The organism is Nocardia sp. NPDC006044 (assembly GCF_042871115.1).
Classification (GTDB): Bacteria; Actinomycetota; Actinomycetes; order Mycobacteriales; family Mycobacteriaceae; genus Nocardia.
Window position 1 is genome coordinate 3803757 of record NZ_JBIAID010000001.1, and the last position, 23154, is coordinate 3826910.

Sequence of the window (23154 nt, forward strand, 5' to 3'; positions counted from 1 at the left end):
ACATGTCCGATCCCGCATTCGCCGAGCAGGCAGATGTCATCGTCGTCGGCGCCGGGCTGGCCGGCCTGGTCGCGACCCACGAGCTGGTCAAGGCGGGCCGCAAGGTGCTCGTGCTCGATCAGGAGAACCGCAACAACCTGGGCGGGCAAGCGTTCTGGTCGCTCGGCGGACTGTTCATGGTGGACACGCCGGAACAGCGGCGGCTCGGCATCAAGGACTCCTACGACCTGGCGTTGCAGGATTGGCTCGGCTCCGCCGGTTTCGACCGCGACGACGAGGACCTGTGGGGCCGGCGGTGGGCCGAGGCCTATGTGCGCTTCGCGACCGACATCAAGCGCGACTACCTGCACGAGCTCGGGCTGCGGGTGACGCCGCTGATCAGCTGGGCCGAGCGCGGCGGCGGCTTCGCGGACGGGCACGGCAATTCGGTGCCGCGCTTCCACCTCACCTGGGGCACCGGGCCGGAGGTGGTGCGGGTGTTCGCCGAGCCGGTGCTGGAAGGTGAGCGAAAAGGTCTGGTCGGCTTCGGTTTCCGGCATCGGGTCGATGAACTGATCGTGGAGGACGACGCGGTGGTCGGCGTGCGCGGCAGTGTGCTCGAAGCGACCGACCTCGAGCGCGGTAAGGCGTCGTCGCGAAACATCGTCGGCGAGTTCGAGTTCCGGGCGAAGGCGGTGATCGTCACCTCCGGCGGCATCGGCCACAACCACGAGCTGATCCGCCGCAACTGGCCCACCGAACGACTGGGCAAGTGCCCCGAGACCATGATCTCCGGCGTACCCGCGCACGTGGACGGACGGATGCTCGGCATCACCGAGTCCGCGGGCGGTGCCATCGTCAACCGGGATCGCATGTGGCACTACACCGAGGGCATCAACAACTGGGATTCGATCTGGCCCGATCACGGCATCCGGATCATCCCCGGTCCGTCCTCGCTGTGGTTCGACGCGAACGGAAAGCGGTTGCCCGCACCGTGTTTCCCCGGTTTCGACACCATGTCCACGATGAAAGAGATCCTGGCCACCGGCTACGACTACTCCTGGTTCGTGCTCACCCAGTCGATCATCGAGAAGGAGTTCGCGCTCTCGGGTTCCGAGCAGAACCCCGACATCACCGGCAAGGACCTGAAATTCACGCTCAAGAGCCGGCTGGCCAAGGGCGCTCCGGGTCCGGTGGAGGCGTTCAAACAGCACGGCGTCGACTTCGTGGTCGCGGACAACCTGCGCGAGCTGGTGGCGGGGATGAACAAGATCGCGCGGGGTCCGCAGCTCGACCATGACGCGCTGGAACGCCAGATCGTCGCCAGGGACCGGGATGTGGCGAACAAGTACTCCAAGGACAGCCAGCTGATGGCGATCACCAACGCGCGCCAGTTCCTCGGTGACAAGCTCAGCCGGGTGGCCAAGCCGCACCGCATCCTCGACCCCGCGGCCGGTCCGCTGATCGCGGTGCGGTTGAACATTCTCACCCGAAAGACGCTGGGCGGCTTGCAGACCAACCTCGACTCGCAGGTGATGCGCCCGGACGGCACCGCGTTCCCCGGCCTCTACGCGGCGGGCGAGGTGGCCGGGTTCGGCGGCGGCGGGGTGCACGGATACAACGCGCTGGAGGGCACCTTCCTCGGCGGGTGCATCTTCTCCGGGCGTGCCGCGGGGATGGCGCTGGCCGCGAAACTCGGTTAGCGCCTGCAGCTCGCGGGCAGCTTCGACGCGGGCGGCGGCGCGGCGGCCACGGAGGTCGGCGCGATCGCCGGCGCGTGCGTGGCCTCCGGCACGGTGAACGGCGGTGTCCCGGCATAGAGCCGGGCGCCGGTGGCGCGCACGCCCGGGGTGAGGGTGATGCCGAGGATCTCCGCCTGATCGCCGTGCACGTCGGTGACGCGCGCGTCGAACGGTCCCGGCCCGGCGCCGGAGATGGACCAGTAGTTGTCCATGCCCCGGGTCAGGTTCTGCCACGCGCCGCCGGTGTAGGGCCGAATCGCGACCTCGCGCAACGGGTTTCCGGATCCACTGAGCAGGATGGCGAACCAGGCGCTGCTGGAGTCCGGTTTCACCTGATAGAACAGCTCCGGCACCGGCTCGGGATTGCGCACCACGCTGTAGCGGACCTTGGCCACCCCGTCGGACAGATCGGCGAGCTGGGTGAACGCGGCGACGCTCAAATCCAGTTGTCCCGGAGCACATGCCGGGCAACGGTCGACGATGAGCGCGCGCACGTCGCCGCGCGGACCCTGGATGTCGAGGTACGCGCCGCACGGATCGGCCCGGCCGAACTCCTGAGTCGACATGCCCACATAGAAGCCGTCCATGGGCAGCCCGGGGAACGAGCAGGACACGCCCTGGCTGAACGAATAGAAGCGGGCCTCCCCCGCCACGACGGGCTGCGGTTCCTGCGCGGGCGCGGCGGTGGCCTCGATACCGTTGGTGGCCACCGGCGTTCGCGATGTCGCCGACTGGACCAGCACATTCGACGTGGCCGGCGCGGCGCCCCCGTTCGCCGTATCGCAGCGCACCGGCTCCGGGCGGGTCAGCCACACGGCCACGCCCGCGATGGCGACCAAGCCGATCGCGGACCAGAGCCACCCCGAACGGAAGTGTCGTTGGTTGATCGGTATGCGGTGCATCGCTCCCCGACTACGCCTCTACCTACTCACGGACTCTCCATCCTGACGCCCCTAGGAAAGCAGCCGAACGGTCGTCGCATGCCCTGAACGTAAATTCTCCGCAGTGAAAGGAGCATGCTTCAGCAAGCGTGGGGCAAATGCCCAGCACCCTCCTGGACACTTCCGCAGCCCACCGGAAATTCACCGGCTAGCTGAACCCGTCCATCAGCGAAAGCACCCGCAGCATGACCTCATCCGCGCCGCCGCCTATGCTCAGCAGGCGGCTGTCCCGATACGCGCGCGAGGTCCAGGTCTCCGTCATATAGCCGGTGCCGCCGTGAATCTGCAGACACCAGTCCGCCACCTGACGCGAGAGCCGGCCCGCGTCCAGCTTGGCGATCGTGGCCATCCGCGTGACATCGCCTCCGGCGGTGTAGGTCTGGGCGATCGCCTCGGTGTAGACGCGCAGCATGTCCACCTTCGCGGCGAGCTCGGCGTAGGTGTATTGCAGGTACTGGTTCGCGGTCAGCGGCTGGCCGAACACCTTGCGCTGCTTGGCGTAATCGCGGGTCAGTTCCAGTTGCCTCGCACAGCTGATCGGCGCGCTGTAGGCGGCGAACATCCGCTCCATGACGAACTGCGACATCTGCTGCTGAAAGCCCTTGCCGATCTCACCGATGGTGTTGCGCACCGGAACTCGCACGTCCTCGAAGGTGAGCAGCCCGGTGTCGGAGGCCCGCATGCCCAGCTTGTCCAGCTTGCGGTCGACGCGGAAGCCGGGCGCGTCGGTGGGCACGATGATCTGGCTCATCCCGCGGTACCCGCCCTCCGGCGAGGTACGCACCAGGGTGCACAGCCAGTCCGCCTGAACGGCGTTGGTGATGAACACCTTCGAGCCGTTGATCACCCAGTCGTCGCCGTCGCGGCGCGCGCTGGTCCGGATCCCGGCCACATCCGACCCGGCCTCCGGCTCGGTAACCGCTACGCCGCACACGGTTTCACCGCGCATGGCGGGCGCGAGGTACTCCCGCTTGAGTTCCTCGCTGCCGTGCGCGTGCAGCGACGGCGTGGCCATCGCGACGTGCACCCCGAGCGCCATCGGAAACGACCCGTGCGCGACGCGGCCCAGCTCCTGGCACAGCACCACGGTGAACAGATGGTCGGCACCCTGCCCCGAGTAGGCCGGGTCGTACTCGAGCCCCAGGACGCCGAGCTTCGCCAGGTCGGCGAAGATCTCGTGCAGCGGCATCGCCTCCGCCTGTTCCCACTCGTCGATGTGGGGGTTGATCTTCTGCTCGACGTAGCGCCGGACCATCGCCCGGAACTCCTGATGTTCGTCGCTGTACATCACGCGCTCCTACTTCGAGTTGCCTCGCCCCTATTGTCGCTGCGCCAGTACCGCCCGTCACACTATTTCTCGATTCCACCGGGCGAATCTCGGCAGCTCTCCGTGCGGGGAGATCAGAGGGCGTGCGGCTCGTCGATGGCGGCAGGAGTAACGTGCCGGGCATGTCGCGTGCCCGCATCATCCGGATCGCCACTCGGTCCAGTCCCATGGCATTGGCCCAGGCCGAACAGGTCGCCGCCCTGCTCGGCGAGCTCGGGGTGGACAGCGAGCTGGTCAAGGTCACCACCGCGGGCGATCGCTGGATGGGCGACCTGTCCAAGCTCGGTGGTAAGGGCGCCTTCGTCAAGGAGATCGACCACGCGCTGCTGGTGGACGACGCCGACCTGGCGGTGCACTGCCTCAAGGACATCCCCGGCGACATCCCCGTGCCCGAGGGCCTGAAGTTCGCCGGCTACCTGCCGCGCGACGACGTGCACGACGCGGTGATCACCGGCAACGGCGCTCCGCTCGCCGAGCAGCCCGCCGGCACCGTGGTCGGCACCAGTTCGGTGCGGCGACGGGCCCAGTTGCTCCTGCACTACCCGCACCTGACGGTGAAACCGTTGCGCGGCAACGTCAACACCCGGCTGGCCCGGCTCGAAGAGGGCCACATCGACGTGCTGATCGCGGCCGTCTCCGGCCTGCACCGCGTCGGCCAGGCCCACCGGATCACCGAGACCCTCGATCTCGACACCATGTGCCCGCCCATCGGCGCGGGCATCATCACCCTCGAATGCCGCGCCGACGACACCGAGCTCCTGGAACTCGGTGCCCGCCTGGATCATCCGGACACCCACCGGCAGGCCGACGCGGAACGGGCCATGCTGCACGCGCTGCAAGGACACTGCAACTCCCCCATCGCGGGTTACGCGAGCACCGAGGCGACCGGCCGGTTGACCCTGCACGGCAAGGTGTTCAACGAGGACGGCACGCAGTGGCTGGACTCGCACCAGTGGGGCGTTCCGGAGGATCCGCAGGCGCTCGGCTTCTTCGTCGGCGCGGATCTGCTGCGGCAGGGCGCCCGGGCGATCATCGACGCGATCCCGCACTGAGCGGGTAGTCAGCGCCAGCGGGCGTGGCGCGGGAACAGGGAACGACCGGCTTCGTGCGCCACCTCGACGAGCACGCGAGCCAGTCGCGCGGTGTCCAAAGCCGTTCGCTCGCCGCCGATCTGACCGGACAGCGAGAGCGCGGCCACCGCGGCGCCACGACCGCGGATCGGCACGGCGACGCAGGCGATGCCCGACACCGATTCCTCGTTGTCGACCGCCACGCCTTGGCGTTGCCGGACGCGGGCGAGTTCGCGATGCAATTCGGCTCTGTCGCAGATGGTTCGGGCGGTCAACTGCGGCAGGTGATCGCGGAAGGACGTTTCGACGATGCTCGGTTCCAGCGACGCGAGCAGCGCTTTGCCGAGAGCCGTACTGTGCGCGGGCATCCGGCCGCCGAGCCGGGTCGGCACGGTGGCGGCGAACCGGCCGCCGGCCTTGTCCAGATAGAGCACCTCACGGCCGTCGAGCACGCCGAGATGTCCCACCATGCCGGTTCGCTGGCAGAGATCGTGCAGCAGCGGGCTCACCACATCGCGAATCTCGTTGTGGTCGGCGGCAAGTCCGCCCAGCTCCAGCGTGCGCATGCCCAATCGATAGCCGCCGGGGGCGTGCGCGAGCCAGCGTAGGCGGATCATCTGATCGAGGATGCGATGCACCGTGGACCGCGGCAGGCCGGTGCGCTCGGACAGGCCGAGCAGGGTGAGCGTCGGCGTCGCGCCGTCGAAAGCGTCCAGTATCAACGTCATTCGCTCGATCATCGAGACCGGCGGCTGTGGCGGCCGGGCGGACACCGGTGCCGAACCCGCCCACAACTCGCCGGATTCGGGAGGAGTCACCGCCTCGACTGTCATAGCTCACCTCCACTGTGGCGCTCGCCTAGAGCTTAGATCACGTTTGTGTCACCCATCACAGTGCCTCGGCGCGCGCCCGGTGGAATCCCGGAAACTACGGAGACCACTACGGATCTTCTCGGTAGCCGGGAAAGAAACTTGACAGCTATGCCCTGCCGTCCCGATGGCCGACCATGGCGTACAACCACTCTCGCGTGTACCGCTCGGCCAGCAGCGGAAGGAAGGTGTCGATGGTGGCGTGGTCGGCGACGTGATCGTAGGCCGAGCGCAGGAACTGCTCGATGGCGTCGTCGTCGACGACACCCTCGAACTCCTCCTCCAGGCGGACCGCGGCGGCATGCAGCGCGACCGCTTGGTCGAGCGACGGATCGTGGGGGTTGGGCGAGGTAACAGGGCTCTGCACAGCGGACTCCCGATCGTGACGAGACAGTAGGTGCGGTGAGCGCATGCGCTGGCTCGGCATGCCTCATCGAGTCGAGTACCCAACGGTCCGCCCGGGACACACAGACGATCCGGGTCGAGAAAAGTAGAACAGGTTATTGTTTGTCCGGCGGCGGCGTGCCACGCTGGTCGAATGGATCTCGTCGCCATCGAAGCCGTCCGTCAGCTCAAGTACCGCTATTTCCGGACGCTCGACCTCAAACGGTGGGACGAGTTCGGCGACACCCTCGCCGTCGACGCCGCCGGGCGCTACGGCACCCATGCCCTCGGCGAGCCACTCACCTTGGACGGCCGCGACGCCATCACCGCGTTCATGCGCGAAAACCTCGGCCCCACGATCGTCACGGTGCACATCGCGACCCATCCCGAGATCGCGGTCGACGGCGAAACTGCCACCGGCTCATGGGCTTTCGAAGACACCGTCATCGCCACCGAATACGGCGTGCTCATCCGCGGCGCCGGCTACTACACCGACGCCTACCGCCTCGACGCCGACGGCAGCTGGCGCATCACCTCGACCAGCTACCAGCGCATCTACGAGTCGACGCAGTCCCTCGCCGACACCCCCAGCTATCAGCTCCTGACCAACATGTGGGCGACCCCGACGCCGAAATAGGCGTCACCCGCGAGCGGTCCACTTTCTGGGTGCTGGCGCTGGACGCGGCCATGGCGGCGGCGGATGCTGCTAAGTATGTCCTCCCTTGCGCCCGGCGAGTTCTCGACCGAAGTCACCTACCTCAACACCGCCTCGTTCGGGCTGCCGTCCGCCCGCGCGCTGGCCGCCGATCGCGAGGCGACCGCCCGATGGGCGGCCGGTCGCGGCGGCCCGATGTCGAACGACTACCTGATCCCCAAGTTGCGCGAGTCCTACGCCGGGCTGCTGGCCGGGGCCAGCGCGGACGATATCGCACTCGGCAGCGCGGCCTCGCAGTTGATCGGGCCGGTCGCGGTCGCGCTGCCGCCCGGTGCCGAGGTGCTGGTGGCCGAGGGCGAGTTCTCCTCGGTCACCATGCCTTTCCTGCACCGCGGCGATCTCGCGGTGCGGGTGGTGCCGCTGGAGCGGCTGGCCGAGGAGGTGCGCCCGGAGACCGCGCTGGTCGCGGTGAGCGTGGTGCAGTCCGCGGACGGGCGGATGACCGATCTGCCGACGCTGCGGGCGGCGACCCGCGCGCACGGCGCGCGGCTGCTGGTGGACGCGACCCAGGCGGCGAGCTGGCTGCCGTTGAGTTTCGCCGACGCCGACTACTGGGTGTGCGCCACGTTCAAGTGGCTGATCGGCGCGCGCAGCGTCGCCTTCTTCGCCGCGGGACCGGAGGCGACCGAGTCGGTGCGCCCGGTCGGGCCCGGCTGGTACGCGGCCGCGGATCCGTGGGCCGAACTGTACAACCCGACCAAACTGCCGACCACCACCCGGCGTTTCGATTCCACGCCGGACTGGCTCGGGGTGATCTCCGCCAGCGCGGGCGTCTCGCTGATCGAGGAGTTGACCATCGAGAAGATCGGCGCGCACAACCTCGACCTGGCCGACCGCTTCCGCGCGGGGCTGGCCGAGATCGGCCTGTCCTCGGTGGCGAACCGGTCACCGATCGTCAGCGTGCCCGGCGCGGGCGACGCGGCGCCACGACTGGAGGAGGCCGACGTGATCACCTCCGCGCGCAACGGCGGGTTGCGCTTCTCGTTCCACCTGTACAACACCGTCGAAGAGGTGGACCGGGCGCTGGAAGTGCTTGCCGCGCAATGATCCACCGGCTTCACCGCGACGCCGGCGCAGCATCGCGGCAGCGCTGCCTGGCCCGGCCGATCCCCTCGATCTCGACCTCCACCACGTCACCGTCCCGCAGGTAGGGATAGCGACCGGAAAGCGCTACGCCCTCCGGCGTTCCGGTGTTGATGACATCGCCGGGTTCGAGCACCGCGTACTGCGACAGATGCCAGACCAGATAGCCGACGTCGAAGATCAGGTCGGCGGTGCTGGAGTCCTGGCGCGGTTCGCCGTTCACGAACGACCGCAGCCGCAGGTTCCCGGCGTCGAGCCGATCGCGCGGCACCAGGGCGGGGCCGAGTGGGTTGAACGTCGCGCAGCACTTGCCTTTCGACCATGGACCGCCCGATTGTTCGAGCTGGAAGGCGCGTTCGGAGACGTCGTTGGAGATGGTGTATCCGGCAATGTGATTCAGCGCCTCGTCCACGGAGCCGAGGTAGTGTGCGCGGCGTCCGATCACCACGGCCAGTTCCACCTCCCAGTCGGTTTGCTGGGAGTCGCGCGGGATCAGCACGTCATCGTAGGGGCCGACGACGGTGTTCGGGGTCTTGAAGAACAACACGGGGGTTCGCGGCGGCTCCGCTCCCGATTCGGCGGCGTGCGCGGCGTAGTTCATGCCGATGCACCACACCGCGTGCGGGCGGGCGATCGGGGCGCCGATGCGTTCACCCGTGATGTCGACGCGGGTAAGCCGTTGCGCGGCAAGCGCCGCGGCGACGGCTTCGATGCCGTCCGCGGCGAGAAAGTCGCCGTCGATGTCGGCGGTGAGCGGGCGCAGATCGTAGGCCTGGTCGCCGTCGAGGACGATCGGCCGCTCCGCGCCCGGTTCGCCGATGCGCTGCAACTTCATTCGGGTACTCCTTCGGTCATCCAGGTCGGGGCGAGGGGTAACTGGTAAGTGCGCCAAGCGACTTCGGTCAGTACTTGGACGCGGTCGGCCGGACTCAGCTGAGCCAGCGTGCCCATCGTGGTGTGCCACACGGTCCGATACGACGCCGCCGTGAGCGTGAACGGCCAATCGCCGCCGACCATCAGCCGTCCGGCCCCGAACACGTCCACCGCGTGGTCGACGTAGGGTTGCCAACGGGCGGAGCTGATTTCAGCGCCGGAGACCGTGGCCAGTCCGGAGATCTTCGCGACCACGTTGGGCTGGGCGGCCGTCTCGGCGAGCAGATCGGCCCACGGTTGCCAACCACCGGTCGCGATCGGCGGCTTGCCCAGGTGATCGAGGACGATGGTCAGCTCGGGATGCTCGCGGGCGATCCGCGGCACCTGCGCGAGCAGGTCGGGCCGTTCGGCGACCGCGTCGAAGGTGAGGCCCGCCTCGGCGAGGAGCCCGAGACTGGCCGAAACCTCGGGGCGCAGCAGCCATTCCGGATCCGGGTCGCGGTGGATCATGTGCCGGACGCCGGCGAATTCCGGCCGCGCGCGCAGGCTGGGCAGTTCGGCGGCGACCACGTCCGGTCGGTGCAACGGCAGCCAGCCGACCACGGCCGCCGGGTGCGGCGTCGCCGCCGCGGCAGCGAGCAGCGCCCGGTTCTCGGCCAGCGAGTCGGACGCCTGCACCAGCACGACGGCCCCGACGCCGTGCTCGGCGAGCTCCGGCGCGACGTCGGCCAGGGTGTAGTTCCGGTATAAAACATCCGATGTTTCGGTTAACCAGTCGTACTCGACGTTGAACATTCCGCCGTCTATCCGCCAGATATGGACGTGGGAGTCTACAGTCATCGGAGGCATACGTTCACATTCCCGAAGGCGAAGGAAACAGGTGTCGGTCACCGACGACGCGATAGCGAAGATCAAGGCGATGATCATCTCCGGCGACCTGGAGCCGGGCGCGCGGCTGCCCAGGGAGGCGGACCTCGCCGCGCAGCTCGGCGTCTCGCGCAACTCGTTGCGCGAAGCGGTCCGCGCGCTGTCGCTGGTCCGGATCCTGGACGTGCGGCAGGGCGACGGCACCTACGTGGCGAGCCTGGAGCCCAAGTCGCTGCTCGACGCGATGAGCTTCCTGCTCGAATTCCATCAGGACGACTCGGTATTGGACATCCTCGGCATCCGGCGCATCCTCGAGCCGGCCGCCACCGCGCTTGCCGCGCGATCGATGCCGGAGGACGGGATCGATCACCTGCGCACGCTGGTGGTGCCGGAGACCAATTCGGTGACCGAGCTGGTCGCGCTCGATCTCGAGTTCCATGCCGCGATCGCCGCCGCCTCGGGCAACAAAGTGCTTGCCTCGCTGCTGGATTCGCTGTCGCTGCCGACCATGCGCGCGCGGATCTGGCGGGGCATCACCGAGGAGAAGGCGTTCGAGCGCACGGTCGCCGAGCACCGCGGGATCTGCGACGCGATCGCCGCCCGCGATCCGGAGCTGGCACACGCGCGCGCCCTGGCCCATGTGGCCGGCGTGATGGAGTGGCTGCGGCGCGCGGCCCTCTGACCCGGGTGTGCCGCGGGTCATGCGCATCGGTCCAACTCGTGCCAGAGGTCTTCCGGGACTGCGATGTTCAGCATCGCGATGGTGTCCTCGACTTCCGTTTCGGTGCCCGCGCCGATGACGGTGGCGGCGACGGCGGGGTTGCGGCGCGGGAACTGCAATGCGGCCGCACGCAAGGGGACGTCGTACTTCGCGCAGAGCCGGTCCATGGTTCGTGCGCGCTCGATGGTGTGGCGCTGGGCGGGCCGGTAGTCGAAGGTGGCCCCGTGTCGCGGGTCGGCCAGGATTCCGCTGTTCAGGACGCCGGCGACGAGTACTCGAATGCCTCGACGGGCGCACTCGGGGAGCAACTCGGTCTCGGCGCGCCGATCCAGCAACGTGTATCTCCCGGCGATCAGCACGTGATCGATGGCTGTCTCGCGGACGAAGCGCAACGCCACATCCACATCGTTGACGCCGACGCCGATGCCGGAAACGACGCCCGCGGCGCGCATCCGCGTCAGTTCGGGCATCGCCCCGGCGAGCGCCTCGGCTTGATACTCGTCCGGATCATGGATCAGCAGCAGGTCTATCCGGTCCAAGCCCAGCCGGTCCAGCGAATCCGCGACGGACTGTCGCACCCCGGCGGCCGAATAGTCCCGTAGCCGTGCGCGTTTCGGCGCTCCGTAGAAGTCGTCCACACCGTCGGGGGCCGACGGATCGTCGTAGAGCAGGCGTCCGACCTTGGTCGACACCGTGTACTCCGACCTGGACCGCAGAAACCGCCCGAGCCGCTCCTCGCTGCTGCCCGCGCCATAGTGCGGCGCGGTATCGAACGCCCGAATGCCCGCGTCCCACGCCGCCGCCAGACCGGCCTGGGCGTCCTCCTCGCTCACCGCACGGAACAAACCCGCGTAACCCGCTCCGCCCAGCACGATGTCGGCTACGTCATTCACCCGAACCGCCCGGGGCATGCAGCTCCCACATCACCGGCAGCGGCGCGTCTACGGCCGAATAGTCGTGGACCGCATCGAGATACTCGTTGATCCGGGCCTGCCACGCGATGTTGACGGGCAGTTCCGCCAACCGGCTCAACAGCAGATCGTAGGCGGCGCAGTCGATCACGTGGAACAGGTCGGTTCCGCTGCGCCAGATGGTCCAGGACGTGGCCCCGGCGTCGGTGATCGCGGCGACGAGTTCGGCCGGTACCGCACGATGCGCGGCCTCGTAGTCGGCCTCGGCACCGGCTTTCAGCTTGGTGTGCAACGCGATTCGCATCCTCACTCACTCCTGCCGTCGCCCGCTGGCGATGCGGGTGATCACCAGGGCGACCAGGATCAGCGCACCGTTGATGAACTTCAGCGAATCGGCGCTGACTCCGCCGTAGGACAGCAGCTTCTGGATCAGCGTGAGAATCAGGACGCCGAAGAACGCGCCGAGCACCGAACCGCGCCCGCCGTTGAGTGCCACGCCGCCGATCACACAGGCCGCGAACACCTGGAAGATCATCCCGTCGCCCTGGCTCACCTGCACGCTGGCGAACTGCCCCGAGTAGATGAGCCCGCCGATCGCGGCGAGCCCGCCCGCGACGATCAGCACGGCGATGACGACGTTGCCGGTGCGGATGCCCGCGGCCCGCGCGGCGGCCTCGTTGCCGCCGACGGCGTAGAGGGCACGCCCGGCGGTCGTATAGGTGAGCACGAGATAGCCGGCGAGGAACAGCGCCAGGCAGAGCGCCACATCCACCGGCACACCCACTATCCGTGTGTTCCCGAGCCATTCGACCGACGGCGGGATCTTGGTGAGCGTGAACCCCTCGGTGAGGAACGTGAGCAGCCCGCGCAGCGCGATGAGCATCGCCAGCGTGACGATGAAGCCGTTCAGCCCGAACCGGACGATCAGCACCCCGTTCAGCGCGCCGACCGCGAGGCCGACCAGCAGCGCGATCGGAATGGCCATCCACGGTGCGGTCCAGGTGTAGGCCCCGACCTTGGCGGTACCCATGGTCGCCCAGATGGCGACGCCGGGCGCGAGCCCGAAGGTCGACTCCAGCGACAGGTCCATCCGGCCCACCACCAGCACCAGCACCTCGGCCAGCACGATCAGCGCGATGCCGCTCATCGAGGTCAGCACATTGGTCAGGTTGGCCGCGGAGACGAAGTTGGTGTTGATGAAGTACCCGACCACCAGCACCAGCAGAATCGGCGGCACGAGCAGGAAGTCGCGCAGCGCGCCCCAGCGCACCGCGGCCGGCCGGCGCCGGGTCGCAGCGATCGCGGTCATGACAATCCTTCCATGGCCGCGACGAGTTCCTTGTCGCCCCAGCCCTTCTCGAATTCCTGAACGATCCGGCCCTGCACCATCACCAGGACCCGATCGCAGTCGCGCAGATCGTCCAGCTCGTCGGAGACGACCAGGACGGCGGTCCCCCGGTCCGCGGCGTTACGCACGACGCCACGCAGCGTCTCCTTCGACCGGATGTCGACGCCCGCGGTCGGGGTGATCAGCACCAGGACCGCGGGTTCGGTGGCGAGCGCACGGGCGAACACCACCTTCTGCTGATTGCCGCCGGACAGCTCGGCGACACTCTGATCCGGGCCCTCGGTCTTGATGCCCAGATCGTCGATGGCCCTGCCCGCCAGTACGTTCCGGGTCCGCCGCGACAGCAGTCCCAGGCGGCCCAGCCGGTGGGGCACGGTCAGCGTCGCATTGTCGGCGACGCTCATCTCCGGGATCAGACCTTCGTCGTGCCGATCGCGCGGCACGAACCCGATGCCCGCGTCGAGCGCGGCGTGCACACCGCTGCGGCGCAATCGATCACCGGACACGAGAACGGAACCGGCTGCCGCCCGGTGCAATCCGACGATGGTCTCGGCGACCTCGATCCGGCCGCTGCTGCCGCCCCCAGCCAGACCGACGATCTCGCCCGGCCTGACCTCGAAGGTCACGTCATCGAATGCGCCTGCCCGAGTGAGCCCTTCGACCCGCAGCGTCGGCGCGGCGGACGCATCCGGAGCACGCCGCGCGACCGGCGTCTCGAGCTCGACCGAGTCACCGGTCATCGCGGCGACGAGTTCCCGCTTGCCCAGGTCGGCGACCGGCGCGGTCACCACGTGCCTGGCATCCCGGAAAACGGTGACGTCCTGGCAGATTTCGTAGGTCTCGTCCAGATGGTGGGAGATGAACAGGAAGGTGACACCCTGCTTCTGCAGATCCTCGATACGGCCGAACAGCCGCTTGATCGCCGGTCCGTCGAGTTGCGCCGTCGGCTCGTCCAGAATGATGAAACGCGCACCGTGCGAGAGGGATCGCGCGATCTCGACCAGTTGCCGATGCTCCACCGACAGATCCCGGGCGACGGTATCCACCTCGACCGGCACCGACCAGGTCTCGAGCAGCTCGCGGGCGCGCCCGCGCACGGTGCGCCAGTTGATGATCCGGCCGCCGAAACCCTGGCTGTTGACGAACAGGTTCTCCGCCACCGACAGGTCCGGGATGATCGTCGACTTCTGATACACGCACGCCACCCGGGACCGCCAGCCGTCCCGGTCGGCGGGTGACGGCGCCGGAAGACCGTTGAACCGCACCTCCCCCGCATCGGGAGTCTCTAGTCCGGTCAGGATCGACACCAGCGTCGACTTCCCGGCTCCGTTGCGGCCGACCAGCGCGTGCGTCCGGCCCGCCTCGACCCGCAGGCCGACCCGGTCGAGCGCGACCACGTTGCGGCCGAACCGTTTCGACACCTCGATCGCCTCGGCGATCGGCTCGCCGGTCATCCGCCGTGACCCCACAGACCGGGCGCGGTGGTGTTCACCGTGTCGAGTTCGCCGACCTTGCCGCCGTCGCGGGTGACCACGGGCGCGGACAGCTGGTCCTCGAGCGTGCCGCCGACCCCGGTGTCGATGATCGTCGAACCGTGATCGGTCGGGCCCGGGGCGAACTTGCGGCCGTCGACGGCGGCCTTGGCGTAGAACGCCGCGTATTGCGCGTACAGGTCGGCCGGCTGCGAGATGGTCGCGTCGATCTCGCCCGCCTCGATCGCGTCCAGCTCGGCCTTGATGCCGTCGTTCGACACGATCGTGATGTGGCCCGGCGCACCGGCTTTCACCAGTTTTCCAGTGCGCCGCAGCAGCGCCATCGTCGATTGCAGGAACACGCCGCCCGCCTGCATGTAGATGCCGTTGATGTCGGGGTCGGTCAGCAGTTTGTCCTGGAGGCCCGACACGGCGCGATCGCCCTTCCAGTCGGTCGGGATCTCGATCACCTTGATGCCGGGATACCGCGTCTTCATGCATTCGGCGAACGCCTCGGACCGATCGCGCCCGTTGATCGAACTCAGGTCACCTTGGAACTCCACGACTTTGCCGGTGCCCTTCAGGGTTTCACCGAGATAGAGGCACGACTTGGTGCCGTAGGCCCGATTGTCCGCGCGCACGACCATGTACACGCCGCCGCTGTCCGGCCGGGTGTCGACGCTGACCACCGGCACGTTCTTCGCGGCCGCCGCGCTGAGCGCGGGCTTCACCGCGGCGGTGTCCTGCGGCGCCATGATGATCGCCTTGACGTTCTTGGACAGCAGGGTGTCGACGTTCGATTTGAGCCGGTTGGCGTCGTTGTCCGAGGACGTGTTCTCCAGCTTCACCCCGGCGGCAGCCGCTTTCGGGCCTAGATAGCCCGCGTAGGCGCTCCAGAAGTCGGAGTCCGAACGGGGCTGGTCCGCGCCGACGAGCACACCGGTTTCCGCGCCGCTGCCGACGGTGACGGCCGGGGCGCCGGGACCGGTTCCGGTGGACTCCCGGGAACAGGCGGCGCCGGCGGCAATGACCAACGTGGCGCCGAGGGCTATGCCGATGAGGCTGGCGGTTTTCATGGGTTCTCCTGCTGTCGGGTCGGGCGGGCCTGCGGATCCGCGCGCCACGCGGCTCCGGTCGGATACGTGTAGTCGCGCAATGATTCCGGCCGCATCTCCGCGCTGAAGCCGGGCTCGCGCGGGGCGAGGTAGCGGCCGCGGACCACGCGCACCGGATGCCGGAAATGCTCGTGCAGGTGGTCGACGAATTCGATCGCGCGTCCCTCGGTGGTGCCGGTGATCGCGATGTAATCGATCATCGCCAGGTGCTGGACGAGCTCGCACAGTCCGACGCCGCCCGCGTGCGGCACCACCGGAACGCCGAACTTGGCCGCCAGCAACAGGATCGCCAGATTCTCGTTCAGTCCGGCGACCCTGGCCGCGTCGATCTGCAAGATGTCGACCGAACCGGCCTGCAGCAGTTGCTTGAACAGGATCCGGTTCTGGCCGTGCTCGCCGGTCGAGATTCGCACCGGCGCAACGCGTTTGCGGATCGCGGCGTGGCCGAGGATGTCGTCCGGGCTGGTCGGCTCCTCGACCCAGGCCGGATTCGCCTGCGCCAGCCGGGAAATCCAGTCCACGGCGACGTCGACGTCCCAGCGCTGGTTCGCGTCGACGGCCAGCCCGATGTCCGGGCCGATCGCCTCCCTGGCGACCTTGACCCGGCGCACGTCCTCTTCGACGTCGCGGCCGACCTTGATCTTGATCGTCCGGAATCCGTCGGCCACCGCCTGCCGCGCCAGCCGGGCCAGCTTGTCGTCCGCGTAACCGAGCCAGCCGGGCGAGGTCGTATAGGCCGGATATCCGATGTCTACCAGCCGGTCCGCGCGCTCCTGCTTACCCGGCTCCGCGCGGCGGAGGATCTCCAGCGCCTCGCCGGGGGTGAGCGCGTCGGTCAGATAGCGGAAGTCGATCAGGTCGACGATCTGCTCCGGCGACATCTCGGCGACCAACTGCCACACCGGTTTTCCCGCCAGCTTCGCGGCCAGATCCCACGCCGCGTTGAGCACCGCGCCGACCGCCATGTGCATGACGCCCTTCTCCGGCCCGAGCCAGCGCAATTGGGAATCGGCGGCCAGGTCGCGGGCGAATCCTCCGAGGTTCCCGGCGATTTCGGCCACCGAGCGGCCGACCACGAGATGCTCGAGCGACTGGATCGCGACCCGCTGGACGTCGTTGCCACGCCCGATCGTGAACGCGAATCCGTGCCCCTGCGGACCCGCCGGATCGTCGGTCCGCAGGATCACGTAAGCGGCGGAATAGTCGGGATCGGGGTTCATCGCGTCCGAGCCGTCCAGCTCGCGCGACGTCGGGAACCGGACGTCTACGGTGTCCAGCGCCGTGAGGTGCGCCATGGGGAGATCCTCGTTCCAGATAGTGATCTGGGTCACGACTATACATCGGATGTCTTTTCGCGCAATGGGAGATCGAGAATTCGTCAATCCTGGTTGCGCAGTGGCAATCTGGCGCGAGCCGCGCGGAGAGATGTTATGTTCGCCGCAGTTAAACATCGGATCTGTCCGGTGCCGTGCCTCGCGCACCGGAACCGAGGTGAGAAGGTGGTCGCTATGTCGTCGCAGGATCCGCTCGACGGACTGGTAGCTGTGGTTACCGGGGGTGCGTCCGGCATCGGGAAGGCAATCACCGAGGCGCTCGCCGCGGCCGGCGCACGCGTCGCGGTGCTCGACCTGAACCCCGGTGAGAGCGCGGCGGTCGCGCTCCGTTGCGATGTCGCCGATGACGACTCGGTGCGCGACGCGATCGCGCGCGTCGTCGACACCTTCGGCCGGATCGACATCCTGGTCAACAACGCGGGCATCGGCGCGCAGGGGACCGTCGCGGACAACCCCGACGACGAATGGCGACGGGTGTTCGAGGTCAATGTGTTCGGCACGGTGCGCGTTTCCCGCGCGGCGCTCCCCTATCTGCGGCAATCCCCGGCCGCGGCCATCGTGAACATCTGCTCGATAGCGGCCACGACCGGATTGCCGGACCGCGCCGTCTACAGCGCGAGCAAGGGTGCGATTCTCTCGCTCACCCGCGCGATGGCGGCCGACCATCTCCGGGAGGGGGTCCGGGTGAACTGCGTCAATCCCGGAACCGTCGATACGCCCTGGGTGCAGCGACTGCTGGCGTCGAGCGCGGATCCCGATGCCGAGCTGGCCGCGCTCCGGGCACGGCAGCCGCACGCGCGGCTGGTCACCGCGCAGGAGGTCGCCGGGGCGGTCACCTATCTGGCCGGTCCGGCGGCCTCGTCCATCACCGCGACCATGCTGGAGGTCGACGGCGGCATGCACTCCCTGCGGCTGCGTGCGGCGGCGCAGGTGGCCGGGGCCGCGCGATGACCGCGCGCCGGCTGCCGCGGCCGCGCGAGCTCGCGCCGCTGGTCAAGTTCGAGCGGCCGTTCGGCGGCCGCGCGCGCAAACTCGCTCGCGCGCAGACGATCTGGGAGCTGCGCGAGCTGGCGCGCAGGCGCACGCCGAAGGTCGCGTTCGACTACGCCGACGGCGCCGCCGATGCCGAACTGAGTCTCGCGCGGGCGCGCGAGGCGTTCTCCGACCTCGAGTTCCAGCCGGCGATCCTGCGTAATGTCGCCGAGGCCGACCCCTCGGTCCAGGTGCTGGGCCAGACCTCCGCGCTGCCGTTCGGCATCGCCCCCACCGGGTTCACCCGCATGCTGCACACGGCCGGCGAGCTGGCCGGGGCGCGGGCGGCCGAACGCGCGGGCATCCCGTTCACGCTGTCCACGATGGGGACCGCCGCGATCGAGGACGTCGCCGCGGGGACCGGCGCCAACGCGCGCAATTGGTTCCAGCTCTACATGTGGACCGACCGTGACCGCTCGTCGGCGCTGGTCGAACGGGCCGGGCAGGCGGGCTTCGACACCCTCGTCGTCACGGTCGACGTGCCGGTGGCGGGCAACCGGATGCGCGACGTGCGCAACGGGATGACGATCCCGCCGTCGATCACGCTGACCGGCGCGCTCGACGCCGTGCGCAAGCCATGGTGGTGGTGGGACTTCCTCACCACCGAGCCACTGTCGTTCGCCTCGCTGGACCGCTGGTCGGGCACGGTGGCCGAGCTGATCGGCGTGATGTTCGACCCGACCGTCACCTTCGACGACCTGGCCTGGATCCGGGCGACCTGGCCGGGCAAGCTGCTGGTGAAGGGCGTGCAGACGGTCGACGACGCCAAGCGCCTGGCCGGCCTCGGCGTCGACGGCATCGTCCTGTCCAATCACGGTGGGCGGCAACTGGATCGCGCGCCCGTCCCGTTGCACCTGCTGCCCGGCGTGGTGCGCGAGGTGGGCGACGACCTGGAGATCCACCTCGACACCGGCATCATGCACGGCGCCGACATCGTCGCCGCCCTCGCGCTCGGCGCGCGCTTCACGCTGATCGGGCGGGCCTACCTGTACGGGTTGATGGCCGGTGGCGAGGCCGGGGTCGACCGCACCATCGAGATCCTCCGCACGCAGATCGTCCGGACCATGAAGCTGCTCGGCGTCGGCTCGGCCGAGGAACTCGAGCCGGCGCACGTGCGGCTGCTCGAACGATATCGAGCGCGCGAATAGGGTTACCGCTGTGCGGGTTTGGTGATCAGCGGCAGATCCAGGGCGGTCAGGATGCCCGCGGGCGCCTCGACCACCGCGGGGATGGCGTTGACGATGCGCATGGCGGTGGCGAGCAGGGTGGCGTGGTTGTGGTCGCCGTGGTGGCTCGACGTCACCAAATCCATCGCGTAGCTCGGTTCGCCGGTGATCTCCACCCGGTAGGAGCCCTCGTGGTGAGCGGGTTGCGGCCAGTCCGGGCACAGGTCGGGGTGCAGGCGGGTGACGTGCTCGAGGACCGTGACCGGTGTGTCGCCGACCATGCCGCGCACCTCGAAACGCAGTGCGGCGGCGGTGCCTTCGGCGATATGGCCGGTGGCGATGTCGAAGGCATGGGTGGCCGGGACACGCTGGTAGGTCTCGGTGACCGCGTCCAGGGTGACGCCGATGCCCGCCGCGAGCTGGCGGACGGTGCCGCCCCAGGCGAGGGACAGCACGCCGGGCTGGAGCAGCATCGGAATGTCGTCCAGGGGCTTGCCGAATCCCATGATGTCGAACATGACTTCGCGGTTGTCGTAGCTGGCGTAATCGACGATCTCGATGCAGCGGAGCTCGTCGATCCGCAGGCAGGTCCCCGCGAGGGCGAGCGGCATCAGGTCATTGGCGAAGCCGGGGTCGATGCCGTTGACCCACAGCGACGAATTGCCTTGCGCCGCCGCCTCTTGGATCGGCTTCAGCAGTTCATCGGGCAGCACACCGTAGGGGTACTGGAAGAACACCGGCGCGCACGCGACGACATTGATTCCGGCACTGAGGATCCGGCGCAGGTCGCCGACGGCGTCCATCAGGCGGTTGTCGGTCATCGAGCAGTAGACGACGCAGTCGGGTTTCGCGGCGAGAATCGCCTCGGTGTCCGTTGTCGCGGTCACGCCGACCGGATGATCCAGCCCGGCAAGGCTTCCGGCGTCCTCGCCGTCCTTCTTCGGGCCGGAGACCCAGACGCCGGACAGTTCCAGGTCGGGGTTGGCGATGACGCCGGCCAAGGCGTGCCTGCCGACATTGCCGGTGCCCCACTGCACTACGCGATATGTCATGTCAGATCCGGAATCGGGAGGTCGAGGTTCGGGGTGATCAGGCCGCCGTCGGGTTCGAGGATCTTGCCCGTGACGTACTTGCCGGCCGGGGACACCAGGTAGAGGGCGGCCGCGGCGATGTCTTCGGGATCGCCGATGCGGTGCAGCGGTGTCTTGGTTTCCAATTGGGTGCGCATCGCGTCGTTGCCCGCAACGATCTCCAAGGCGGAGGTCAGGATCGAGCCCGGCGCGATGCCGTTCACCCGGATGCGCGGGTTCAGGTCCAGGGCCGCGAGTTTGGTGTAGTGCGCGAGCGCCGCCTTGGCGGTGCCGTACGCCGCGAACGCGCGGCCGGGCAACCTGCCCATGGTGGAGGTGATGTTGAGAACGGAACCGCCGCCCGCGGTTTCGAGGATGCGCGGCACCGCGGCGCGGACCAGGGCGTGCGCGTTGGTGACGTTGAAGTTGAACGCGTCCACCAGCGCCTGCGGGGTGGTGTCGAGCAGCGGGCACGGCAGGGCGCCGCCGACATTGTTGACCACGATGTCGAGCCGGCCGAACCGCTCCACCGCGATCGCGGCCAGCGCCGCGGTCGCCTCGATGTCGCTGAGGTCCGCGGGCACCACGTGCGCCTGGCGTCCTGCCGCGGCCACCCGTTCGGCCACCTCGTCCAACTGGCTCTTGGTGCGGGACGCGATGACCACGTCCGCGCCCGCCTCGGCGAAGGCCACCGCGATCGCCGCGCCCAGGCCGCGGCCCGCGCCCGTCACGATGGCGACCTGCCCGTCTATGCGGAACCGATCCAGAATCATTCGCGCTCCATCCATGCCGTACGCGATCCCGCGCAGACCTGCGGTTGTCGAATATTCGACAGTAAATGCACTAATATTCGACACATAGTAGGTCGCCCGCCCGAGCAGAAACAAGGGGTTCCGTCATGCCGGACCGCTCCGTCTCCCCGCCGACGCGTCGCGTCGTGGACATCGTCTCGCTGCTCGCGACGACCACGGAACCGATCAGCGTCGCCGGGATCGCCGAACGACTCGACATCGCCCGGGCAACGGCGACCGCGATCCTCACCGAGCTCGACGCGGCCGGATGGGTCGGCCGGGACCCGCAACGCGGTTACGTGATCGGGCCCGCCCTCGCCGGACTGCACGGCGCCGCACTCCCGCACGGAGTCGGCGCGATTCTCGCGACGCTCGCCGCACGGACCGGTTCCGGCGCGACGTTCAGCCGGATCGAGCCCGACCAGCTCACCGTGCTCGACGTCCGGCACGGTACCGACCGGGTGGTGCCGGGAATCCCGGTCGGACATCGCATTCCGCTACAGTTCCCGGCCGGGGCGAGCGTGATGCCGTGGCGTTCGGCGAGCGAACAGAACGCGTGGACGGCGACCGCCGCGGGCGCCGACCGGCGCACGGCCGGCACGCTGCTCGCCCTCGTGCGCGACCGCGGGGTCGCCGTCTTCCGGCCACGCGCCGACGACGCGGGCATGGTCGACCTGCTCGCCGATCTACTCGGCGCGGTGGGATCCGAACTGCTGCAACCACATCTGCGCACCCGCGCCCTCCGGCAGCTCGCCGCGCTCACGTCCAGGCCGTTCACCAGGGCCGAATTGGATTCCGACGACGCCCTTCCGGTGAGCTACCTCGCGGCGCCCGCTTTCGACGCGACCGGTACCGCGGCGTACGAGGTGCAGCTCGGTCCGCTCCGCTCGCACGCTGCCAAACCCGAACGGGACGAATACATTTCGTCGATCCTCGACGCCGCGCACCAACTGACCACCGCGCTTTCGCAAGCGGCACACCGCTGATCGGAACGTCGGCGGGCTGCCCTATCGTTGCCAGAGGTTTGGCGCTGCTGGAATGTGGACGGGGTGAGCATGGGTAAACAGAATCGGCGCAAGCGTACGGGGCGGCGGCCGGAGACCGGTGCTTCCTGGTCTACGCGGCCGGAGTCCGCGGCCCCGGTTGACCCGGAGCAGATCGCCAATGCGCTGATGGCCGCCGCGATGGAGACCGCGCAGGGCGCTTCGGTGGCCGCGGAACGCTGCGCTACGGCGCTCACCGGGAACGGTCCGCTGAGCGCACCGCTGGAGCACGGCGCGGATCTCGCGAGTCAGCACATCATCACCCGCGTCTTCCAGAACGGCTGGCTGCCCGAGGATGTGCACCAGGCGGCGCGGCGGCACGTGGACGAGTACGCGGTCGCGCTGCTCACCGACGTGATGGCCGCATACCTGCGGCCGTTCGCCGGCGCATCAATCGACGAGACGTGGCGCACGCAGGTCGACGCGCTCGAGGCCGTCGTCTGGTGGTCGTCCGCGGCACCACACCTCGGGCAGTGGGCGGCGAAACAGCTGCTGACCCCGGCCGAGGCGGTCACCACCGTGGTGCAGGCGCTGGCCCTGCTGATCCGGCTGCCGCGGCTCGAACTCATTCGTCCACTGCCGGGCACCGCGTCACCGGCCGCCGCCGCGCATCACCATGTCGACGAGAAGATCCTGAGCCGGGTCCGCGGGTTGCTCGCGAAGGCCGAGTCGACCACGTTTCCGGATGAGGCCGAAGCGCTTTCGGCGAAAGCGCAGGAGTTGATGACCAAATACGCGGTCGATCGCGTGCTAATCGACGCGGGCGCCTCAATGCCCGATCTTCCCGGCGCGGCGCGGATCTGGCTCGACACGCCCTATGTCGACGCCAAGGCGCTGCTCGTCGACGTGGTCGCCACGGCCAATCGCTGCCGCGCGATCTTCTCCTCGGCCTGGGGGTTCATGACCATCGTCGGCGACGACGGCGACCTGGAGATCGTCGAGTTGCTGACCACCTCACTATTGGTCCAGGCCACCAGGGCGATGATCGCCAGCGGTAACCACACCGAGCGCAGCGCCGACGCGCGCAGCCGTTCCTACCGCAAGTCGTTCCTCATCGCCTACGCCACCCGAATCGGTGAGCGGCTGGCCGCGGCGACCGAGGCCACGATCGCGCAATCGGCCGACCCGGAACGGCTGCTGCCGGTCCTCGCCTCGCATCAACTGAAGGTGGACAAGGCCTTCGACACGTTGTTCCCGACGGTACGCAACCGCGGCGTCTCGATCCCCAATGCCAACGGCTGGGACGACGGCCGCGCCGCCGCCGACAACGCCGAACTCGGCGCCCGCGGCCGCCAGTAGCG

Annotated in this window: 23 protein-coding genes; 9 read left to right on the forward strand and 14 right to left on the reverse strand. The window is 68.8% G+C overall.

Annotation, left to right across the window (positions count from 1 at the left end):
* Positions 1 to 2 precede the first annotated feature (2 nt).
* Positions 3 to 1682 (forward strand): FAD-binding dehydrogenase, encoded by a 1680-nt coding sequence (locus tag ACFYO1_RS17405; protein WP_387231576.1) that lies wholly within the window; start codon positions 3 to 5, stop codon positions 1680 to 1682.
* Here ACFYO1_RS17405 and ACFYO1_RS17410 read toward each other — a convergent pair.
* Together ACFYO1_RS17410 and ACFYO1_RS17415 are read right to left on the reverse strand one after the other, a co-directional pair.
* A complete protein-coding gene (locus ACFYO1_RS17410) occupies positions 1679 to 2623 on the reverse strand; it encodes an expansin EXLX1 family cellulose-binding protein (RefSeq protein WP_387231578.1) in 945 nt (314 codons plus the stop codon). The genes ACFYO1_RS17405 and ACFYO1_RS17410 overlap by 4 nt on opposite strands.
* A gap of 187 nt (positions 2624 to 2810) precedes the next feature.
* Positions 2811 to 3953 (reverse strand): acyl-CoA dehydrogenase family protein, encoded by a 1143-nt coding sequence (locus ACFYO1_RS17415; RefSeq protein WP_387231580.1) that lies wholly within the window; start codon positions 3951 to 3953, stop codon positions 2811 to 2813.
* A 158-nt stretch (positions 3954 to 4111) separates the two neighbouring features.
* On the opposite strand from ACFYO1_RS17415, the gene hemC reads away from it, so the two are divergent.
* Positions 4112 to 5041, forward strand: coding sequence for a hydroxymethylbilane synthase (hemC, locus tag ACFYO1_RS17420; protein WP_387231582.1), 930 nt, complete (start codon positions 4112 to 4114; stop codon positions 5039 to 5041).
* Between the two features lie 8 nt (positions 5042 to 5049).
* Here the strand turns inward: hemC and ACFYO1_RS17425 are convergent, their stop codons facing one another.
* Both ACFYO1_RS17425 and ACFYO1_RS17430 read right to left on the reverse strand, forming a co-directional pair.
* Positions 5050 to 5892, reverse strand: coding sequence for an IclR family transcriptional regulator (locus tag ACFYO1_RS17425; RefSeq protein ID WP_387231584.1), 843 nt, complete (start codon positions 5890 to 5892; stop codon positions 5050 to 5052).
* 145 nt (positions 5893 to 6037) lie between these two features.
* A complete protein-coding gene (locus ACFYO1_RS17430) occupies positions 6038 to 6295 on the reverse strand; it encodes a three-helix bundle dimerization domain-containing protein (RefSeq protein WP_387231586.1) in 258 nt (85 codons plus the stop codon).
* A 171-nt stretch (positions 6296 to 6466) separates the two neighbouring features.
* Here ACFYO1_RS17430 and ACFYO1_RS17435 point away from each other — a divergent pair, with 171 nt between their 5' ends.
* The gene (locus tag ACFYO1_RS17435; protein ID WP_387231587.1) at positions 6467 to 6949 is read left to right on the forward strand and encodes a nuclear transport factor 2 family protein; all 483 of its coding nucleotides are present in this window, start codon (positions 6467 to 6469) and stop codon (positions 6947 to 6949) included.
* Positions 6950 to 7024: 75 nt separating this feature from the next.
* Positions 7025 to 8074, forward strand: a complete 1050-nt coding sequence (locus tag ACFYO1_RS17440; protein ID WP_387231589.1) for an aminotransferase class V-fold PLP-dependent enzyme — start codon at positions 7025 to 7027, stop codon at positions 8072 to 8074.
* A 10-nt stretch (positions 8075 to 8084) separates the two neighbouring features.
* Here the strand turns inward: ACFYO1_RS17440 and ACFYO1_RS17445 are convergent, their stop codons facing one another.
* Together ACFYO1_RS17445 and ACFYO1_RS17450 are read right to left on the reverse strand one after the other, a co-directional pair.
* A complete protein-coding gene (locus ACFYO1_RS17445; RefSeq protein ID WP_387231591.1) occupies positions 8085 to 8945 on the reverse strand; it encodes a fumarylacetoacetate hydrolase family protein in 861 nt (286 codons plus the stop codon).
* A complete protein-coding gene (locus ACFYO1_RS17450; RefSeq protein ID WP_387231593.1) occupies positions 8942 to 9823 on the reverse strand; it encodes an amidohydrolase family protein in 882 nt (293 codons plus the stop codon). The genes ACFYO1_RS17445 and ACFYO1_RS17450 overlap by 4 nt, the downstream gene beginning before the upstream one ends.
* Before the next feature lie 40 nt (positions 9824 to 9863).
* Between ACFYO1_RS17450 and ACFYO1_RS17455 the strand changes: the two genes are divergently transcribed.
* Positions 9864 to 10532 (forward strand): FadR/GntR family transcriptional regulator, encoded by a 669-nt coding sequence (locus ACFYO1_RS17455; protein ID WP_387231594.1) that lies wholly within the window; start codon positions 9864 to 9866, stop codon positions 10530 to 10532.
* A 17-nt stretch (positions 10533 to 10549) separates the two neighbouring features.
* Here the strand turns inward: ACFYO1_RS17455 and ACFYO1_RS17460 are convergent, their stop codons facing one another.
* Genes ACFYO1_RS17460 through ACFYO1_RS17485 form a run of 6 tightly spaced genes read right to left on the reverse strand, consistent with a single transcriptional unit; the run spans position 10550 to position 16712 of the window.
* Positions 10550 to 11464 (reverse strand): aldo/keto reductase, encoded by a 915-nt coding sequence (locus ACFYO1_RS17460; protein WP_387231595.1) that lies wholly within the window; start codon positions 11462 to 11464, stop codon positions 10550 to 10552.
* Positions 11457 to 11786 (reverse strand): L-rhamnose mutarotase, encoded by a 330-nt coding sequence (locus ACFYO1_RS17465; protein WP_387231597.1) that lies wholly within the window; start codon positions 11784 to 11786, stop codon positions 11457 to 11459. Before ACFYO1_RS17465 ends, ACFYO1_RS17460 begins: the two co-directional genes overlap by 8 nt.
* A 6-nt stretch (positions 11787 to 11792) precedes the next feature.
* A complete protein-coding gene (locus tag ACFYO1_RS17470; protein ID WP_387231599.1) occupies positions 11793 to 12791 on the reverse strand; it encodes an ABC transporter permease in 999 nt (332 codons plus the stop codon).
* Positions 12788 to 14284: a sugar ABC transporter ATP-binding protein gene (locus ACFYO1_RS17475; RefSeq protein ID WP_387231600.1), complete on the reverse strand. Its 1497-nt coding sequence runs from the start codon at positions 14282 to 14284 to the stop codon at positions 12788 to 12790. Before ACFYO1_RS17475 ends, ACFYO1_RS17470 begins: the two co-directional genes overlap by 4 nt.
* A complete protein-coding gene (locus ACFYO1_RS17480) occupies positions 14281 to 15378 on the reverse strand; it encodes a sugar ABC transporter substrate-binding protein (protein ID WP_387231602.1) in 1098 nt (365 codons plus the stop codon). The genes ACFYO1_RS17475 and ACFYO1_RS17480 overlap by 4 nt, the downstream gene beginning before the upstream one ends.
* The gene (locus tag ACFYO1_RS17485) at positions 15375 to 16712 is read right to left on the reverse strand and encodes an enolase C-terminal domain-like protein (protein WP_387231604.1); all 1338 of its coding nucleotides are present in this window, start codon (positions 16710 to 16712) and stop codon (positions 15375 to 15377) included. Before ACFYO1_RS17485 ends, ACFYO1_RS17480 begins: the two co-directional genes overlap by 4 nt.
* A gap of 213 nt (positions 16713 to 16925) precedes the next feature.
* Between ACFYO1_RS17485 and ACFYO1_RS17490 the strand changes: the two genes are divergently transcribed.
* Both ACFYO1_RS17490 and ACFYO1_RS17495 read left to right on the forward strand, forming a co-directional pair.
* On the forward strand, positions 16926 to 17702 hold the full coding sequence (locus ACFYO1_RS17490; RefSeq protein WP_387231606.1) for an SDR family NAD(P)-dependent oxidoreductase: 777 nt from the start codon (positions 16926 to 16928) through the stop codon (positions 17700 to 17702).
* Positions 17699 to 18931, forward strand: coding sequence for an alpha-hydroxy-acid oxidizing protein (locus tag ACFYO1_RS17495; RefSeq protein WP_387231608.1), 1233 nt, complete (start codon positions 17699 to 17701; stop codon positions 18929 to 18931). Before ACFYO1_RS17490 ends, ACFYO1_RS17495 begins: the two co-directional genes overlap by 4 nt.
* Before the next feature lie 2 nt (positions 18932 to 18933).
* Here the strand turns inward: ACFYO1_RS17495 and ACFYO1_RS17500 are convergent, their stop codons facing one another.
* Together ACFYO1_RS17500 and ACFYO1_RS17505 are read right to left on the reverse strand one after the other, a co-directional pair.
* Entirely contained in the window at positions 18934 to 20001 is a 1068-nt protein-coding gene (locus ACFYO1_RS17500; protein ID WP_387231610.1) for a diacylglycerol kinase, read from the reverse strand.
* Positions 19998 to 20792, reverse strand: coding sequence for an SDR family oxidoreductase (locus ACFYO1_RS17505; RefSeq protein WP_387231612.1), 795 nt, complete (start codon positions 20790 to 20792; stop codon positions 19998 to 20000). The genes ACFYO1_RS17500 and ACFYO1_RS17505 overlap by 4 nt, the downstream gene beginning before the upstream one ends.
* A gap of 125 nt (positions 20793 to 20917) precedes the next feature.
* On the opposite strand from ACFYO1_RS17505, the gene ACFYO1_RS17510 reads away from it, so the two are divergent.
* Together ACFYO1_RS17510 and ACFYO1_RS17515 are read left to right on the forward strand one after the other, a co-directional pair.
* Positions 20918 to 21796, forward strand: a complete 879-nt coding sequence (locus tag ACFYO1_RS17510; RefSeq protein WP_387231613.1) for a helix-turn-helix domain-containing protein — start codon at positions 20918 to 20920, stop codon at positions 21794 to 21796.
* Positions 21797 to 21865: 69 nt separating this feature from the next.
* Positions 21866 to 23152 carry a DUF2786 domain-containing protein gene (locus ACFYO1_RS17515; RefSeq protein WP_387231615.1) on the forward strand — a complete coding sequence of 429 codons (1287 nt, stop codon included), beginning with the start codon at positions 21866 to 21868 and terminating at the stop codon, positions 23150 to 23152.
* Positions 23153 to 23154 lie beyond the last annotated feature (2 nt).